Source organism: Paenibacillus sp. P32E, assembly GCF_001909085.1.
Taxonomy (GTDB): Bacteria; Bacillota; Bacilli; order Paenibacillales; family Paenibacillaceae; genus Paenibacillus_AQ; species Paenibacillus_AQ helianthi.
On sequence record NZ_LVYY01000002.1, the window covers coordinates 156,439 to 175,408 of the forward strand.

At 51.7% G+C, this 18,970-nt stretch carries 14 protein-coding genes; 4 read left to right on the forward strand and 10 right to left on the reverse strand.

The features are described 5' to 3' along the window. Window positions 1-6 precede the first annotated feature (6 nt). On the reverse strand, window positions 7-771 hold the full coding sequence (locus A3848_RS02905) for a sugar phosphate isomerase/epimerase family protein (protein ID WP_074083456.1): 765 nt from the start codon (window positions 769-771) through the stop codon (window positions 7-9). Between the two features lie 22 nt (window positions 772-793). After that, entirely contained in the window at window positions 794-1,957 is a 1,164-nt protein-coding gene (locus A3848_RS02910; RefSeq protein ID WP_074083457.1) for a Gfo/Idh/MocA family protein, read from the reverse strand. A gap of 157 nt (window positions 1,958-2,114) precedes the next feature. On the opposite strand from A3848_RS02910, the gene A3848_RS02915 reads away from it, so the two are divergent. The 3 genes from A3848_RS02915 (at window position 2,115) to A3848_RS02925 (ending at window position 4,396) form a co-directional block, all read left to right on the forward strand. Further along, window positions 2,115-2,942 (forward strand): helix-turn-helix domain-containing protein, encoded by an 828-nt coding sequence (locus A3848_RS02915; protein WP_074083458.1) that lies wholly within the window; start codon window positions 2,115-2,117, stop codon window positions 2,940-2,942. 75 nt (window positions 2,943-3,017) lie between these two features. Beyond that, window positions 3,018-3,872, forward strand: coding sequence for an SDR family oxidoreductase (locus A3848_RS02920; RefSeq protein WP_074083459.1), 855 nt, complete (start codon window positions 3,018-3,020; stop codon window positions 3,870-3,872). Between the two features lie 113 nt (window positions 3,873-3,985). Further along, the gene (locus A3848_RS02925) at window positions 3,986-4,396 is read left to right on the forward strand and encodes a VOC family protein (protein ID WP_074083460.1); all 411 of its coding nucleotides are present in this window, start codon (window positions 3,986-3,988) and stop codon (window positions 4,394-4,396) included. 83 nt (window positions 4,397-4,479) lie between these two features. Here A3848_RS02925 and A3848_RS02930 read toward each other — a convergent pair whose 3' ends face one another. Then, the gene (locus tag A3848_RS02930; protein ID WP_074083461.1) at window positions 4,480-5,556 is read right to left on the reverse strand and encodes a YeiH family protein; all 1,077 of its coding nucleotides are present in this window, start codon (window positions 5,554-5,556) and stop codon (window positions 4,480-4,482) included. 197 nt (window positions 5,557-5,753) lie between these two features. On the opposite strand from A3848_RS02930, the gene A3848_RS02935 reads away from it, so the two are divergent. Then, the gene (locus A3848_RS02935) at window positions 5,754-6,641 is read left to right on the forward strand and encodes a LysR family transcriptional regulator (protein ID WP_074083462.1); all 888 of its coding nucleotides are present in this window, start codon (window positions 5,754-5,756) and stop codon (window positions 6,639-6,641) included. 229 nt (window positions 6,642-6,870) lie between these two features. Here A3848_RS02935 and A3848_RS02940 read toward each other — a convergent pair whose 3' ends face one another. From A3848_RS02940 to A3848_RS02970, 7 genes are all read right to left on the reverse strand, one after another. After that, window positions 6,871-8,658: a glycoside hydrolase family 36 protein gene (locus A3848_RS02940; protein ID WP_074083660.1), complete on the reverse strand. Its 1,788-nt coding sequence runs from the start codon at window positions 8,656-8,658 to the stop codon at window positions 6,871-6,873. A gap of 50 nt (window positions 8,659-8,708) precedes the next feature. Continuing rightward, window positions 8,709-10,427: a cache domain-containing sensor histidine kinase gene (locus tag A3848_RS02945; RefSeq protein WP_074083463.1), complete on the reverse strand. Its 1,719-nt coding sequence runs from the start codon at window positions 10,425-10,427 to the stop codon at window positions 8,709-8,711. A gap of 1 nt (window position 10,428) precedes the next feature. Next, the gene (locus A3848_RS02950; protein ID WP_074083464.1) at window positions 10,429-11,994 is read right to left on the reverse strand and encodes a response regulator; all 1,566 of its coding nucleotides are present in this window, start codon (window positions 11,992-11,994) and stop codon (window positions 10,429-10,431) included. 127 nt (window positions 11,995-12,121) lie between these two features. Beyond that, window positions 12,122-13,813 (reverse strand): extracellular solute-binding protein, encoded by a 1,692-nt coding sequence (locus A3848_RS02955; RefSeq protein ID WP_074083465.1) that lies wholly within the window; start codon window positions 13,811-13,813, stop codon window positions 12,122-12,124. Window positions 13,814-13,842: 29 nt separating this feature from the next. After that, entirely contained in the window at window positions 13,843-14,748 is a 906-nt protein-coding gene (locus A3848_RS02960) for a carbohydrate ABC transporter permease (protein ID WP_074083466.1), read from the reverse strand. A gap of 49 nt (window positions 14,749-14,797) precedes the next feature. After that, window positions 14,798-15,661 (reverse strand): ABC transporter permease, encoded by an 864-nt coding sequence (locus tag A3848_RS02965; protein ID WP_371916078.1) that lies wholly within the window; start codon window positions 15,659-15,661, stop codon window positions 14,798-14,800. Window positions 15,662-15,861: 200 nt separating this feature from the next. Beyond that, on the reverse strand, window positions 15,862-18,933 hold the full coding sequence (locus A3848_RS02970) for a glycosyl hydrolase (protein ID WP_178381891.1): 3,072 nt from the start codon (window positions 18,931-18,933) through the stop codon (window positions 15,862-15,864). Between the last annotated feature and the right edge of the window lie 37 nt (window positions 18,934-18,970).

The following is an 18,970-nucleotide window of genomic DNA, read 5'->3' on the forward strand; positions in this document are numbered from 1 at the left end:
ATCTGATTACAGCAAGGTATGCAGATACTTCAAACTGATCTCGAGACTCTCGAACGGATTGCGGCGGCAGACATCCTGTTCTACCACATACCACTCTACTCCTGTCTCGCGGCAGGCTTCAATGATCGCTCTGTAATCCATATTGCCTTGGCCGATTTCCGCAAACTCCGCTTTTCTCGCGACCACCGCCATATCCTTCAGATGCACTACCCGCATTCTGTCTTTCACCTTGTTGATCCAATCCACCGGACTTCCTCCTCCGGCCTGAACCCAGTAGAGATCCAGTTCAAAATCGAACGCCCCCGGGTCTGACTCCTGCAGCAGTACTTCAAGACCGGTGAGGCCGTCCAGACGCTCGAACTCAAAATCATGATTATGATACACAAACTGCAGTCCGTGCTTATGCTTCAAGACTTGTGCAATTTCGGAGGCTTTCCTCGCGAATGTGCGATAGCCTTCCTGACTTGTCTGGTACTCACCCGGAAGTGCTCCAAGCCCGATGTATGTACAGTTCCAGAGCTTGTGCTCGGCGGCCAGTGCATCCAGATCGTTCACCAGCCTGTCCCAGGGAACATGTGTCGCGCAGATCGCAAGCCCGGCTTCATCCGCGTATTGCTTCACCAGCTGCGGATCAATCGGGCCAATACCCGATACCTGCACTGCCTGATAGCCAATGTCCTGTACCTTCAGCAAACTGTCACGCAGTCCTTCAGCAGTCTGGGTGAATTCCCTTAGGGTATACATTTGCGCGGCAATCGTTGAAGTCTTCATAGGTCGCTTCACTCCTTGAGTCTTAGTGTGTTCCAGATACATTCAGTGTCGTTTGTGCAGTTATATCCTTCTGGAAGGTGGAATTCTGCACTTTTTCCATCAGCTTCTCATGAAACAGATCGCTATCGAGCGGCAGTTCCACCCAGTTGTCTGTCCATGCGGACAAATACATGGCGTTTGAGAGTGTCAGGCCATGGATGCCTTCTTCTCCTGGTGCAAGCAAAGGTTCATCGAACAGGATGGCATTTGTGAAGTTGCGCAAAATACCTTTGTGCTGCTCTCCATCCCCTTTTTCCACCGGGATCTCGCATTTCCAGCATTCCGGTGCTCCGAATCCGCCCTTAAATTCAGCATTGAACACAGGCTCCGGTGTACGCAGCCGCCAGAAGGTCAGTGTACCGTCTTCAATAACGATTTTTCCATTGTCCCCTGTAATTTCAAAACGGTTCGTCCCCGGAGCTTCTCCGGTTGTGGTGATAAACAGCCCGGTAGCACCATTTGCATACTCGGCATAAGCGGTTACATCATCCTCGACCTCGATCTTGCGGTATTTGCCAAAGTGGCAAAATGCCCGGATGCGCACCGGCATCATTCCAGTGGTCCACTGCCAGAGATCCAGTTGATGCGGGTCCTGATTCAGCAGCACCCCACCGCCTTCTCCGGCCCAGGTCGCACGCCAGCCGCCAGAATCGTAATAGTTCTGGGATCTGTACCAATTGGTAATAATCCAGTTCGTACGGCGGATCTCACCAAGCTCACCGGCCTGAATCAGCTCCCGTAGTTTCTGGTACAGCGGGTTGGTCCGCTGATTATACATAATACCGAATTTGCGGTCCGATTTAGCAGCGGCGTCGTTCATTTCCTGAACCGCTTTGGTGTATACACCAGCAGGCTTTTCAATCAGAACATGAAGTCCGTAGTCCAGCGCTTCTATCGCGAGCGGAGGGTGATCATAATGCGGCGTGGAAATTAATACGGCATCAATAGCGCCTGACTGAAACATCGCTGTCGCGGTGCTGAAATGCTTCACTTTCTCCGGTAATTGATCCACCGCCCATTCCAGGCGTTCAGGACTGATATCGCATACGGCAGCCAGTTCCGCCCCCTTCACATCTTCAAGCAGACTCAGGGCATGAGCCCGGCCCATATTTCCGATGCCGATAATTCCATATCGTACCTTTGTCATCTCTATAATCACTTCCTGATTTCAGTTTATGTTATGAGAATAACCTTAATCTTAGAGTGTGAACATGACTGGAATTAAGGAGTATTTGTATATAATTAAGATGTATTAGATAAATGAAAGCGGTATAATAGAACAATAACCTGAAAGGAGGTGCTCTATGGATCGATTGGGAAATATGACAGGACGCCTGCTGCAAAATCTGAATGTCACCGTAACCCATGCCCAGCTCACCACCGGGTACCCCGGCTGGAACCGCACGAACGAGACACCTTCCTTTAACCGGCTTTATTTTATTGACCGCGGAGAAGGAAAAGTGATCATTAACGGAGTTGCTTATTATCCCAGACCGGGACAATTAATGATCATGCCTGCCGGTTCCATACAGACGACCGAAACATCGCCAGACCATCCATATACCCGCTACTATTGCCATTTCGATGCCCGCATCGGGGAGTGGCCGCTGTTTTATTCCGCGAACAAGCTGTATATCAGCGATGCTGCCGATCCGGATGCGGTCCGGGCGGTATTTACTGAGATGATCTCACTGTTTCAGGCTGAGGGCTTTCTCTCCTCGATTCGTGTGCAGGCCGCGTTGCTCAATCTGATGGCGTTGTGCCTGGAGGCTGGCGGCTACTCTGACTTCATGGATGAGCTGCTGCATACCAGTGATCAGGGCAAACTCGCGCATGTGCTGGAATACATTGACCAGCGGCTGAAGCGCCCCCTTGAGGTCGAGGAGCTGGCGGAGCAGGTGCATTTGCATCCGAATTACTTCATCCCTTACTTCAAAAAATTCATGGGGGTCACCCCCATGCATTATGTACAGCTCAAGCGGATGGAGCTAGCCAAAAAACAGCTTTCTTATACCGGCTTCAGCATCTCCGATATCGCCGAACAGGTAGGCATGGAGCTCGCCCACTTCTCTAAATATTTCAAAAAAACAACCGGGGTCTCCCCTTCGGCCTACCGGAGCAGTACACGATAAATCCCTGTTAACTGTTTGTTTACTCATCCTGGGTTGCGCCTCCGCGCAGCACCCTTCAGAGAGGAAGTGCTATATATGGCTGAGTTAGCCTTACAGCCTGCACTTGCAGGCAAAGTTGCTGTCATTACCGGAGGAGCGGGTGTCTTATGCGCTGTCATGGCACAGGAATTAGGACGCCAGGGAGCCAAAGTTGCTATTCTTAACCGCACCGCTGCAAAAGGTGACTCTCTTGCTGCCAGGATTAGCGCAGCTGGTGGACAGGCCCTTGCTGTGGCTTGTGATGTTACAGAAGACAGCAGCGTGCGGAGTGCCGCAGCTGTAGTTCTGAAGCATTGGGGGCCTTGCGATCTGTTAATCAATGGGGCCGGGGGAAATCAGCCGTCAGCGGTTACAACGAAGGAAACATTATCTGAAGGAGATTTGGAGAACCCGGAAATTACCTCTTTCTTCGATCTTTCAGCATCCGGCTTCCGTCAGGTCTTGGATCTCAACCTGGTTGGCACACTCCTGCCCACGCAAATTTTCGCCAGGCAAATGCTTGGGCGTCCGGGCACATCCGTAATTAACATCTCATCCATGAGCGCTGCATCGCCAATGACCAAAGTCCCTGCGTACAGTGCGGCGAAGGCAGGGATCAATAACTTCACCCAATGGTTGGCCGTCCACCTGGCTGAGTCCGGAATTCGGGTCAATGCTATCGCACCGGGCTTTTTTCTGACGAATCAAAATGAGAAGCTCCTGCTGCGGGAAGACGGGGAACTGACCGAACGATCACACAAAATCATCTCCCAGACTCCGATGCGCCGCTTCGGGAAACCGGAGGATCTGCTGGGTACCCTGCTCTGGCTGGCGGACGAAGAGATGTCGGGTTTTGTTACGGGGATTACGGTTCCGGTCGACGGCGGATTTATGGCATATTCGGGGGTATAGATTCCATCAACCCAGCCCCATAATATAGCAATCCATAAGAAATACAGCTGAAGAAGTTTGGTACAATGGGCAGGTCAGAACCAAACATCAACCCTGGAAAGGATGTTGTTCACATGGCTAATTTTACGGCTTACCTGATGTCGGAGGATGCCAAAGCTCAAGCGGAGTTCTACATTGAGGCGCTTGGCGGCAAAATGAATTCCATTACCAAACACGGAGACTTGCCTAATGCGAATGAGGAATTGAAGGACAAGGTGATCAATCTCAGCTTTATAGCTGCCGGAGTCCATTTTATGATGTCTGATTCCGTCCTCGAACCGGTTAGTTATGGGAATACAGTCAACTTAAACCTGGAATTCGCGGAAGAAGCTGAAGCGCATGCAGCTTTTGACAATCTGGCAGAGGGTGGTGTGGTCAAGGAAGCACTGAACCCTGCATTCTGGGGAGCGCTCTTCGGACATGTTCAGGATAAATTCGGCATCCTCTGGATGATCACTACAGTGCCTAAGCAGGACCAGCAGTAAGCTGATGCAAATATGCTTCGGGTATAGACGCTTCTTGATCTTATCGAGAGGCGTCTATTACCTGTACGGCCAGCCCTCTTCATCTAAGCAAATCCAAAAGCAATCACCAGTATATACCCCAGCACGGATAGCAGAACAGATCCGATCAGTCCGGCCAGAAATGGCTTTTTCCCCATCCGGCCAAAGGTTCTCAGATCAATCCCCAGCCCCATCCCCGCCATTGCCATTGCCAGCAAAAGGTAAGCCAGAACAACAAGCTCACTTGTGATTCTTGCCGGGATAATACCTAATGTATTGATTCCGCTCATTACCAGAAAGCCGAGGATAAACCAAGGGACCGGCAGCTTCTTCCACTCTATGGCTTTCTTAATCTCCCGCGCCTCCGCTTCCTCAGCAGGATTCTCCACTCTCTCCTTCTTACGTGTTCTGTAGGCTTCCCAGCTTCCGATGAGGATAGCGACAGGGATCAGCATCGCCACACGGGTCAGCTTCACAATGACCGCCAGATCCGCAGCGTCCCTGCCCGCCGGAGCGGCAGCAGCAATCACATGAGCCACCTCATGAAGTGTAGCTCCTGCAAAGATCCCGTAGCCTGCCTGACTCAATCCCATGAACGGATACAGCAACGAATATACCAGTGTAAAAATCGTACCCAGTATTGCTACAGTGGCTGCACCGACAGCCGTTTCATGTTCAGAAGCCTTGATTTGCGGGGCAATTGCCGCGACTGCTGCCGCTCCGCAAATGGCTGTACCGCAGGCTGTCAGCAGACTTAATCTTCTGTCGATTCTGAAACATTTGGCCAAGCCGTACACGGTGAATAAAGTGAACAAGATATTGATTACTGCAATGGCAAATACCTTCGGGCCGGCAGCCAGGATATCTGCAAGGTTGAGTCTCATCCCCAGCAGAATGATTCCCGCCCGAAGCAGTCTTTTGCTGGAAAATTGAATCCCTGCCATCGCACTATGCGGAACGCCAGCCGCTGCACGGAATGTTATACCCAGCAGAATGGCCAGGACCAGTTGCCCCAGAATATTCATTAGCGGCAGCAGAGCGAGATATTTGGCTGCTACGGCGAGCAGGAATGTGATTCCAATCCCCCAGGTCACCCCCGGGAGCTTCACTGTATATGGATTCAGCTTATGTGTAGGGTTCATCTGCTTCACTCTCCGTCCACCGCTCACGGCGGCTAAGTCTTGATAGCTTCACTATAAGTGCCTCTCACGTGAAAGTGAAATACAGCTTTGCTATTCTTAGCATCAGTTTTTGTTATGATCGAACGCGAACGATATGATAAAATGCATGATATAAAGGCTATTCCGGCATTTTTGCCGATTTAAAATGAGGGATTCATATGATTGTTGATGCACTGAATGTATTTGTTACCGTTGTGGAACAGAGTCATTTCTCTAAGGCGGGCGAGCTGCTGGGCTTGTCACAACCTGGTGTAAGTCTTCATATCCGCAATCTGGAGAATGAAATGGGAACCAAGCTGCTCCATCGGTCGCCGAAGCAGGTCCGCATGACGGAAGCTGGAGCGATACTCTATAAGCATGCCAAGCAGATTCTATCCCATTATGAGGAGGCTGGGCGGGAAATTCGTCTGCTGCGGGATGAAGTAACAGGAAATCTTCATATCGGGGCAAGCTTTACGATCGGGGAGTATATTTTACCGGCCAAGCTTGCTGCATTCGCCAAACAGTATCCGCTGGTCAGCCTTCAGTTGACCATTGGCAATACGGAGGAGATTATCGCGGCAGTAAGAATGAACCAGCTGGATGTGGCTTTTATCGAAGGTGAAACCACTGACCCCGAGCTTGTGATCATTCCTTACATGAAGGATGAGATGATCATTGTCGCCCCTCCAGGACATCCGCTCGCAGAGAGTCTTGCGGTGGAAAAGGATATGCTACAGGAGGAGACCTGGGTCCTGCGCGAGCATGGCTCCGGCACCCGTGCTTTTAGCGATCATTTTCTGCAGGAATCGGGGGTAACTATGAAAAGATCGTATGTATTCAACAGCAGTCAGGGTGTCAAGGAGGCCGTCTCTGCCGGACTGGGGCTGGCGATCCTGTCCAGATGGATCGTGCGTAAAGAGCTGGCGGGCGGCGAAATCTGCGAGCTACGGCTCAGACAAAGACTGCTGGAACGTGAATTTCTGATCATCCGGCACAAAGGCAACCCGGAGAGTATGGCGGTACAGATGTTTATTGAGAAGCTGCTCGCTGTACCCCGAACGTAACGCTAGAAAAACCGATATGCGGCGCTTCAACAGCGGCATTTCTGCCGTTGTTCCTGGGCAGACCCGCCTGTGGGGCTCCACTAGCGGCATTTCTGGCCTTGACGGAGAAAAGCCGCTGACCCGAATTTAATTGGGAACAGCGGCTATTGACGTACTGTATGGCTGATAGAAGCTCAGGCCAGCAGCTACAGCAATGCGGGAACAGCGGTATGGATGACCTCTCGGGTATTCATTCTTTCCCGCTGACAGACTGCACCGTAATCACACCAGCTGCAGGCACCTCAAGCGTGTGCACCCCGCTGTTCCAGTTCAATGGATACTCTGCCGTCACTATTCCCTGACAATCTCGAACACAAATTTCCAGAGGACCCGTGTCACGGTCCAGCTCAAGTACCAGTCGTGAGAGCAACGTACCGTTGACGACAACCACCAGCTCTGGCAAATCCCCGGTTACAGGGATAACCGTATCATGGTAAGCCGCAATCACCCATTTCCGGGTAGTGCGGGCTGTGACCAGCGGATACAGCAGCTCGGGATGCTGCGGCTCCAGGCGGCCATCCAGCAATACCTCCCGGTGCTCACGCCAGAAGGATAGCCAAAACGCCAGCATCGCAGTATGTTCCTCCGGCAGCCGGTCGAGCCGGACTGAAATCTGGGGAACGGAAAACAGCACATTTATGAACTGAAGGGCTGCTGCCGCCGAAGACTCCCGGGGGTTCCACATCAGCATGTCGGAATGTGCCGCAGTGCTGCCGCATATCAGCCTTATATCGATCGTCCTGATCCGGTTCTCGAGCGCATCATTAGGACAATCGCCGGCCCGGAACATATTCCCGTATTTGCGCATAAGCGGTCCAATGTAATTCTGGCGGAATTCGATCAGAATATCCGGCTTCAACTGCCTTAGACGGGAGATGATTCCACTTAGAAGCTTATCCACTGCTTCCGGTACCGACCCCGTGTCTTGCCCATCTGCGGGAAGATATTGATCCCCTTTGGCATAAAAGCTGTCAACGAAATCCAGCTTAAACCCGTCCATATCCCATTCCAGTAGCGACTGCTCATAGATGCCGGTCAAATACTCCCGGATTTCCGGATAACGGGGATCAGCGACCCCCGCTCCAAGCTCATCACTTACGTACAGCAATTTATCCTTGAATCTCGCCCAGGCCTGACTGTGTTTCCCGATGAACGGAACCGCATACCACAGCATGAATTTCATTCCAAGCTCATGAATCCGGGTTACATGTGCCTTCAGATCAGGAATTTTATCCGCACTCACCCTCCAGTCCCCGCAATATGCATAACCCCGGGTCTCATCTGAGGTCTGCCAGCCGTCATCCATGATAACCGTCTTGCAGCCCATGGCTGCAGCTGCTCTGCACTCGGCTTCCACTGCATCAGGCGAAAGCTGCTGATGAAAGCTGTACCATGTAGAATACACCGGTTCCCTGGCCGCGTCCGGAACGGGTGAAGGGTTACAGCCGGGAAGTCCGGCCCACCATTCGCCCACCCTTTTCAGCGCATCATAATAGGGATGACTTCGCGTATCCAATCGCAACATGACCTCAACATGGTCTTCGGGCGCGCCAGGGTCTGCAAAGAGCGTCACGGAACAATGGAAGCTGGATGTTTCCTCATTCAGGCCTGCATGAAGCTCCACGGGGCTTAGTACATCCGAGCAGGCAAAGGTCAGCACATTGTTGCCCCGGTTTCCGTAGAGACAGATAACCGGTGCGGACGAAGTGGATCTTGAAGGGAAGCCTTGCCGCCAATCGGGGATCAGCCCCCGGCTCCGCTCCACTGTTGGATGCCACAAGCCTTGTACATCCACTGCTGCACAGCTCCACTTCAGGGATAATTCCGGTAGAACAGCCGGACTAGAGGCATCCATAATAAGACGAACATATTCTACATCGGCCTCAGCGACATCCATAAAGGAAGAGAGAGCTAGGGCAAAAGTTCCGGTCTGTCCCTCCAGCCTCATTTCACAGCCATTGCTAAGTATGATTTTCAATTGCTTCTTAGCTCCTTTATAACCGGATATGTCTGATTGAATGGTCAATGTTACATCCGGCAGGGAATCGAAATCTGTATGCAAGCCCCGATCCCTGAACGGCTGGCAATGATTACCCCGTAGCTGTTGCCATGATGCAGCTTGATCCGGGAATCCACATTACGGATGCCATAACCGATACGGGGACCCTGAGGGGCCATAATCTGCCGGATGATATCTGCATTCATACCCACCCCATTATCAATCACTTTGAACACAATCTCCGAATCCCGCTTTGCTACGACAAGCCGGATGCCCAAGGTGGCTCCGAACCAGGCATGTTCAAGTGCATTTTCAATCAGCGGCTGCAGAATCAGCTTGACCGTTGCGTACTCCAGAACTTCCGGATCAATATCATAATATACACTAAGCCGTTCACCGTATTTAATGCACTGGATCGCCACATAGGCTTTGGCATGTTCGATTTCCTTACCCACAGTAGTCAGGATTTCTCCGCGGTTCAGACTAAGCCTGTAGAATTTCGCCAGTTCCTTTACCATAATATGCAGTTTATCGATATCGCCGAATTGGGCCAGACGGTTAATAGAGGAGAGGGTATTGTATAGAAAATGGGGATTGATCTGTGCCTGCAGCGACTCCAGCTCCGCTTCTTTTTTCTGAAGATCGGCAACATAATTTTTATGAATCAACTCTTCCATATTGCTTCCCATCCGGTTGAAGGCGATAGCAATTTGCGCCAGCTCATCATTGCCTTTGAAGCGGATTCTTTTGTGGAAATCCCCGTCATGAAAAGCATTAAGGGACCCCACGATCTTCTGAATCCGCCGTGAGAAATAACCGGATACCCAGATCCCCAAGGCTGCCAGGACAACGGCACTGACCAGACATACCAGCAGTGTCATCCGGCGGACCTCGTTCGCGCTCTGATCGAACAGGCTGTAAGGAATGTAGGCTTGAAGCTGCCAGCCCAGACCGTGCAGTGATTCACTAAGGACAAGCTCTCCGGGCTCTGTCCGGCTGCTCGCCGCTATCGTGCCTTCCGGTGAAGATTGCATCACAATCCTGCCGTTGTCATCAAGCACGACTAGCGTACTGTATTCGCCAATTTTGCGGTAATCCACAGAATCCAGCAGATCCTTGATCTGTACCGCCACCCGGACAAGACCAATCGCCTTCCCGCGCTGTACATCATCCAGACGCTGCAGCAGCGAAATATTGCCATCCTCTTGATCGCGCAGAATCTGCTGCCAGCGGCTGAGACCCGGCAGGTTACCCGAGAATTCCAGCATACGGTACCAATCTGCGTCTTGAATCCGCTGCACATGATAGATCTCGTAACGTTTCGTGGATAGCAGTGGATTCTGCCCCCCGTCCTTATAGAACACTTCAGGCAGCGTTTCGTTCTGAAGATACAGAGACAGGCCGATATTGCTGGCTGTGTAATTCAGCAGATTTTCAAGCGCCGGCATGAGTGTCCTGGTCATGGTCTCATAGCTGTACCAGCCTTGATCATAACGGCGAAGCGCATTTTGCAGACTGTAATTATAGTAAAGGCTGTTCGAGATGCGTTCGATATCATCTGTACGGTAACGGATATTGTCGCGCATTTGCCTTAGCGTTCCTTGAAGATTCTCCCGCGTCTTTTCCCGCAGGGAATTCACAGAATGCGCATAGGCGAACAGGCCAACCGTCAGCACGGCAATCAGCAGGCACAGCACGTAAGGCAGAATGAGCTTGTATCCAAAAGGAATGCTCCCCATGCGCCGCATGTCACAAATGTCTCCTGTAATCACCTGGGCTCACACCATAAAATTCCTTAAACTGCTTGCTGAAATGGGAAAGATTCTTATAGCCCACCCGGTTCGCGGCTTCATATACCTTCAGCTTCGGATCACTAAGCAATACCTTGACCCGCTCCAGCCGCCTCAGCCCCACATAATCGGAGAAATACACTCCGGTCTCTTCGTAGAAGATCTGGCCCAAGTGATTAGGTGAGAAGGAAAAGTGGTTGGCGGCATCCCGCAGCATGACATTATGCTCCAAATGTTCTTCAATGTACGCCTGGATCTCCTCCACAAGCTTACGTTTCTTCCCCTGGCGTTTGCGCTGCAGCCGCTCAGACAGCTCGAACATCCGGCGGCGGAGCCAGGATTTCATATCCTCAATGGTTTCCAGATCATATAAAATATTCAGATGTTTTCGTTCCAGCCCCAGCAGCTCATAAAAATCCTCATTGATTGTATGCAAATACGCATCGAGCTTGGAGACGAGGTGCAGGAAGAGCTGGTAAATCTCAAGCTTGGTCTCCATATTGCCCACCCAAACAAAGAGCTCCTCATTGCAGTCGTCCACATCGACCAGACGGTAAGAGGTCACCGCCGCGAACAAGGCCTGCAGAATACTGTCCAAATCTTTGGCGGAGGCCGAGATCGGCCCTCTGGCATCGGAATGGAGGATGAGCTTGCCTTTGCCCAGGAACAGCTTCAGTCCCAGCGCATTCCTCGCCTGCCGGAAGGAATCCCGCAGCCCACGCAAATGGCTAACGGTGGGACCTACACCAATGGTTACTGTCAGCGGTATACCATCCGCTGCCTGATGGATCAGCCTGCGGAGTCTTTCACGTCCCACACTTTCTTCCAGAATCAGTGCGTAATGGAACCGCTCCGTCCGGCAGGCCTGTATCTGTTCCTCAGCACAGTACCGCTCAATCGACGTCTCCAGGCTGTTCTCCATCTCTGCCTTAGCCCCGTCGCTGAAGCCATTCAGCTTCCAGGACATATCATCGGGCTCCAGCAGCGCAGTGTACAGCCTCGCCCCATTCCAGTTAATGCCGATACGTTGAAGCAGGGACACCACTTTTTCTTCATCAGGTGTACCATCAAGAAGCTGCATGAACAGCTCTCTGCGCAGAAGCGGTTCGGACTCGGAGAAATAACGCTCTAAATGGGAATGCTCACGCTCACGGTCCAGAGTCTCCCGAACCTCTTCCAGTGATCTGCGCATATCGTCGTCGTCCACAGGCTTCAGCACGTAACCGGATGCGCTCATGGATATGGCCTGCTTGGCATATTGAAAATCTTCATAGCCGCTGACAAAAATAATCCTCAGCTTCGGGTTCAGTTCAAGGGCTCTGCGGGCAAGCTCCATCCCTGACATGATCGGCATTCTGATATCGGTGACCATAATATCCACAGCCTGCGAATCCAGCACCTCCAGAGCTTCAAAGCCGCTGCTCGCGGCTGCACACACCTCCATGCCAAGACCTTCCCAGTTCATGAAGCGCTGCAGACCCTCCAGATCCAGCAGCTCATCGTCGACCAGCAGTACCTTGTACATCCCATCCCACCCTCGCACTCAGAATTCAATCCGCCCCCGGCAACTTGTGCTTGTGGTGAATACCATATAATAGTAAAAGGGGTACACTTGGATTCAGTATACCCCACGGTTTAGGCTGGCTCTAGCTTTATTTCATCTTGCTCAAATTGTCCTGCCATTTCGCGGTTTGGAATTTCAGCAGCTTCTCATAGCCTGCTTTTTTGGCGTCTTCATTCGCTTTGTTTAAGAGGCTGAGAACTTCATCATCACTTTTGGCGTACAGGGTTTTCGCAAAAACCTCCTGATAAATATCGTTAACCGCCGTAGCAATCGTTCCTTCCTCCGAGTCCGGCAGCGGGTCCAGATTGACGAACTCCGTGAAGTTCTTCGATGTCTTCCAGGTCACCTTCTGCTGGGCAAGCGTAGTCCAGTTCTGCTTGTCGGCCGGAAGCTGCGCATCCATCTTGGCTTTGGTCTGGTCAATAAAGGTGGTGTTGCCGACCCAGTTGAAACGGCCGATTCTTTCCTTATCCTTGTCTCCCTGTGGTGTATTCAGGCCGGCCTCGTTCAGAATAGGCACGCCGTCTGCATCGTACTCATCCCAATACAGGCCTTGACGTCCGAAGTTCAAAATCCGCTGGCCTTCTTCGCTGGTCACCCAGTCGAGGTAGGAGAAGATCGCTTCCGGGTCCTTGGCGTTCTTCGTGATGACCAGCACGTTCCAACCCAGTGAGTTGTAATTGTTGGGTGTAATTTGGGTTGCATCCAGACCCGCCTTGTGAATCGGCCAGATGATATCGTAGCCGGCATCAGGGTCTGTTGTACGCAGCGCGGTATCCGCTCCCCGTCCAGGGTTCACCACATCACCGTCTACATATACTGCTACGCGGCCAGTCTTGAGTTTCTCGGAAATCTGGTCACCGGTCTGGGTGAACAGATCCTGCGTGATCAGCTTTTCACGGAAGAGCTTGCTGGCGTACTGCATGTTCTCGATGAACACCTGATCCTCAAAAATCGATTGCAGCGTGGTACCCACCGGATTGGCTTTGGGCAGATATGGTTTATTTTCAGCAAATCCGCCGTACATCGTCTCGAGTCCCCGGCCTTTGGCTCCCACTTCAAGCGGCACTACATCGGGATACTTCACCTTCACCTGCTTCAGGTAGGCATACAGTTCATCGTAGGTTTCCAGCTTCGGTGAACCCAGTTCCTTGTATATTTTCCGGTTAATGATCCAGCCGCCGTTGCCATTCGGGCTTGACGTATACCAGTTGGGGAATTGGTAGAGCTTGCCGTCTTCAGAGCGCAGCATGTTCAGTGTGGCTTCACCGGCGTTCTTTTTCAGATTAGGATAACGGTCCAGATAATCATCGAAGGGTACCAGCAGCCCGGGCTGACGAAGCCGCTCGACATTCGCACCTCGGTCCATCATAATGACATCCGGCAGACTTCCCGAGGCGATCATGGTGCTGAACTTAGTTTCGGCAGCGCCGCTGGACTGAACCGGGGTCATCTTGACCTTGAGGGTGTCGGCAATCCACTTGGTGGTCGAATCCCTTCCCCATTCTTCCGTGGTATCCCAATCGTAATTACTGTAATACGTGAAGGAGACCGGTTTGACCGTGCTTCCTATAGCGGATGATGTAGCTTCAGGACTTGCACTTGCCGTTGCTGCCTCCGTTGCCGCTGGTTCTTTGGTAGGATCAGCGGATGGCGCTGCAGTATTGTTCCCCCCTCCACAACCGGCAATCAAAAGCGCCGAACACAACACAACACTCAGCAGCAAGCAGAAATGGCTTTGCCGTCCTTTGAAGGGATGGTACCGTTTCGTAGATTTCAAATGAGTAACCCCTCTCTAATGTTCACTTTCTACTCCTTAAGCGACCCGATTAACACACCTTTCACAAAATACTTTTGCAAAAACGGGTAGACCATAATAATCGGCAGCGTAGCGACCATGGTGGTTGCCATGATCAGCGATTTGCTGGTTACCGACTGCACGAGGGCGAGCCGGTCTTGAGCAGCTGCACTACTCCCGATAGCTTTCTGGAGCTGATCTGTCACAATATTGGAATTCAGGATCTGCTTCAGCAGGGTCTGAATCGGGATCAGATCGGGATTATTGATATAAATGCTGGCCGAGAACCAGTCATTCCAGTGATATACGGCCGTAAACAAGGACAGTGTAGCCACTACAGGACCAGAGATGGGTAAAATGATACGGGTCAGCACTCCGATATGGTTACAGCCGTCAATCCGCGCCGATTCAACCAGTCCCGCCGGCAGTCCCAAAAAGAAAGTCCTGAAAATAATCATGTTGTAGACACTGATCATCCCGGGAATGACCAGCACCCAGAAGGTATCCATCATGCCAAACTCGCGCAGCAGTAGAAAGGTGGGAATCAGTCCTCCGCTGAAATACATAGTTATGATGCAGAATACCATATATATTTTGCGTCCCATCAGTTCATGCCGGGAGAGTCCGTAGGCCAATATGGCGGTAAACATGACCGATAGAGTGGTTCCTACGATGGTGCGCATGATGGAGATTAGAAATGCATGGCCGATGCGGCTGTCCCGGAACACGACCTCGTAATTATCAAGCGTTGGGCTGCGCGGCCAGAACGTAATCCCGCCAAGCGCCGTGTCCGAGCCCCTATTGAAGGAAATCACGAGTGAATTCCAGAAGGGGTACAGGGTGATGAAGCCCAGCAGCAGCAGCGTTGCATATATAATAACTTGCAGGAATTTGTCTCCCGCCGACAGCTTCATCATAACCTGACCCCCGCCTTCCTTCTCCACATTTGTTCTGCTTCACTGTTGCTTACCATAGACTTGAACCCATTTTTCTGGCTGCCTTATTCGCCAGGGCCAGCAGTCCAATACTCACTACCGCTTTGAACAGTCCCGCCGCCGCCGCATAAGAGAAGCGGTTGTTCAAAATCCCCATCCGGTAGACATACGTATCGATTACGTCTGAAACATCACGCAGGATCGGATTGGTGGCCAAGATCAGGATATCCTCGAACCCGGCATTCAGAATATTACCCACAGCCAGAATGAGAAAGATGATGATGACCGGCCGGATGCAGGGCAATGTGATCAGCTGGATCTGCTTGAACCGCCCAGCACCGTCAATGGAAGCGGCTTCATAGAGATGCGGGTCGATTCCGGCAATTGCCGCCAGATAGACGATGGCTGCGAACCCCATCTCCTTCCAGATGCCTGTTCCCACCAGAATCCCCCAGAAATACTCCGGCACGGACAGAAAGCTGATAGGCTCTGAGGTAAGATGCAGACTCATAAGCAGCATGTTAACGCTTCCATTATCAGTCGACAGCATCGATCCTACGAACCCTCCGACGATCACCCAGGACAGAAAATGCGGCAGATAGCTGACAGTCTGGATGATCCGCTTGAATAACATAAGCCGAATCTCATTGAGCATCAGCGCGAGCAGGATCGGAGCCGGGAACCCGATACACAGCTTCAGCAGGCTGATTACAATGGTGTTGCGCATGACCGTCCAGAAGTCGGGCGAATTGAAGAATGCTTCAAAATGCTTCAGCCCGACCCAGGGACTGTGAAAAAAACCGCCGAACAGCTGATAATCCTGGAACGCCATCAGTACCCCGTACATGGGCAAATAGCTGAATACGAAGATAAACATCATAGCGGGTATAACCATCAGCTGAATATCCCATTGCCTGAACCACCTGGTCCACCATGATACCGGCTTACCTTTCGCCCTGGTAATGACCTTTCGTTCGATTTCCACGTTTGTCATCCTTCCTGTTTCTTTGCTCTACACCTTAATCTTATGCAGTTCGGAAAGGAGGAACCAGTACCGTGGTCAACGAAATGTGTGGTTCAGCAATGATGAGCAGATTAGAGCTTAATGGCCTTCACATCGTCAAAGTAGATCGTCCCGCTGCCCTGGGTCCCACTGCCCTGGGCTACATAGAAGGCGAACTCTTTAATGGAGCCCAAATCAATGACCCCGTTACCGCCGGTTGACCAGCCGGGCCTTGCGAAGTCCGTAAACGGAATGGTTACAAGCCTTGGCTCGGTGCCTTCAATCTTGATTCCGGCTTCCCAGACTTCTCCGTTCGTCTCATGAAACTGAACTGCCAGCTGGCGGTTCGAGCCATCCGGCTGGAGCCAGAAGGAGATCGCTCCCATGCCCGGCCATTCCTTGCCCATGCTGCGGTAGACACCTGCATAGCCAGGATTGCCAACCGTATAGTCCAGTTTAAGCCCATAGCTTCCGCTGTTCAGCTGATACGTATCCAGTGTTACAGTTGCAGCATTGCCCGAGACATTGCGCTGCCATTTGGAGCGCAGGCTTCCATTCGAGCCACCATAGGATTCGAAATCATCGATCAGATAGGAGTCCACCGGAGGTGGAATAAACGGGCCATTTCCGGTCTCTCCGTTGTTGAGCGCCCGCGGATCACTATAGAGTGCTTGAATACCGCTAATCGAATTTTTGTCGGTTAAATACTGGGACCAAGTCATGAAATACACATATCTTGACTGCTTTTCCCGAAGCATCTGCATATCCGGCAGCTCACCATTTTCCCCGATAGCAATAGGCCGGCCGCCGCTGAGCTTCAGAAGCTTGTTGTAATAAGTGTCACGGTAATCGTTGTTGTAGATGTCCATGGCCAACACATCTACCACATCGTGGCCGGGATAATAGGGGGTTGAATCGTATGCCCAGGAGCTCTCCGCATTCGGACTCCACACCCAGATCAGATTATTCAGACCATGAAGATTAGTTAAGCGGTCGTACATGTTGTGCCATAGCTGCCTGAACAGCTCCGGTCTTGCACCCCACCAGAAAAATTCAGCATTCATCTCGTGATATGGACGCCATAATACAGGAATACCTTCATCCTGCAGCTGCTCCAAATATCCCGCGATCTCATCCACCTGGGCAGCCCACTGGTTGTACAGTGCGGTGCCGGGAGTGACAATCTCTGTCATTTGGGCTTCTGTCACGTCACCCGTGACACTCTCCCAGCCGGAGGTAGCCGGGTCCATAGGCCGGGTCTGGTGATAGGTTAGAGTCACCATGGTTCCTGCCTTACCCTGAAGAACGGCCTCGTCAATCATGGATTGGCGCAGCTCGCCTATGTCTCCCCCGATATAATAGGCGAAATCCGAACCCCATAATGCCGGATAATAACCGGTCAGCTCTGCTGCCGTGTCGTACCATTTCGCGGGCTCTTCGTAATAATTATGTTGGCCCGTGTAGACGGCTTTCCCCACCGTTGCATAGAGCCGGTCGAGCAATGCTGTCGCTTCAACGCTAGCGTTCGGGTTGACCGGGACCATCCTGCCGGTGGTCACCTGAAGCGTACTCGGGGCAGAGATTGCGGTCCCTTCACTAACCGCTTTAACCTCAATGTCATACAGACTCTCAGGCGACAGTCCTTCCAGCTTGTAAGCATACAGTGATTGCCCGGAAACATAAGGAACCGTCAGGCTGCTCCACTCGGTGTCGGCCGCTTTTTTGTATAGCAGCTTATATTCTCTCACTCCAAAGGGTCCTGTGGAGGCTGCCCATTCCAGCTCTGCAGATACCCCGTCTATGGTTCCAGCCTTGAAACCCGCAGGTGCAGTTGGACTAAGGTTAGTCGGAATTACAGGCATCTTGCCGATAAAAACTTGATCCAGGTACATATCTCCGCCGCTCCAATTCGCGCCCCGCAGCTGCAGGCCAGCCAATCCGTTGCCGGTCTGAATCTGCTGCTCCGAACGGGACCATGCTGCTGTGGCGTTAGTATAGAACGGATAGGATTTTACAGAGAAACCTTGATATACATCCAGTGTTACCGTGAATGGCCCCGGCAGTACCGCATTGAATTTGCTCCAAAACGAAACCAGATAAGAAGCGTTGCTATTAGCGGGGAGTAATGGCGTTTTGACTGTGGATAGATTCTTCAGCTTCAGCGCATACATTCCGGAATAGGGATCATAAGTTGTCGTTTGTACAGTCCCTGTTCTATACCATGGAAAGATGTGTCCAGACTCCAGACCTCCATTGGGTACCTGATTAAATCCCGGCGTAGCCTCTAGTCCCATCACGGCATCGGAGGTATTGCCCGCGACATCCTTGGCCCGCAGCATAATTGCATACACTGAAAAAGGATCCAAATTATTGAGGGTATACGTGTACTGGTTAACAGATTCCTGTTGAGGGACAGCCGCGGTATTCCAGTCAGCAGCATCTGTTTTTTTGTAAAAAATCTGGTAGGAATCAACTCCCATATCATCCGTGGACCCCGTCCAGGTTAGCTTCAGCGCTTTGGAGTCATGCTGGGCCTGCCATACACCCGGAGTCGTTGGGCGTTCAATATCCACATTCTCCCGAATGACAGCGTCGTCGATATAATAATCCTTACTCGTACCGTTCCAGAACGACAAGCGGATATATTGCACACCTGGCCCGGGTGTATACAGGAGCTGCCGGTATTCCCATTCCGTAGAACCCGAGAAATGCAGCTGTTCCTTCGATTGCTGCGTGCCGAAAATGTCCATATCCATCGTTGCATTCGTGACCCCGGCAGCAGCAAACTTAACCCATAATCCAACCCGGTAGGTTTTCCCCTGTTGAACTGCGACTGACGCTGATGCCCCACCTGTACTGCGCTTAACCAGAAGACTTTTTGCGCCACCGTGCTTCTCGGCGGTTGTCACCACCGGACTCCCCCACTTCTCCCACAGCGTATCTCCCGACTCAAACCCGGGATTACCCAGCAAATTCTCGCCAGCTCCCAGCACCGGGACACTTGGGACGAGTAATGAAGCAAAGATCAGAACTACGGCCAGCCAACCATGGAACCATTTCCCCCTCATACGTGGTACCACTTTAATCAGGCCTCCACTCACATTAGCCGGTGAAATTACGACTATAATGTCGTCCGGCATCTTCAATGTAAGCGTTTTCCGCAAAGCTCAACAAGGTACTACAGCAACGAAAACTATGCTG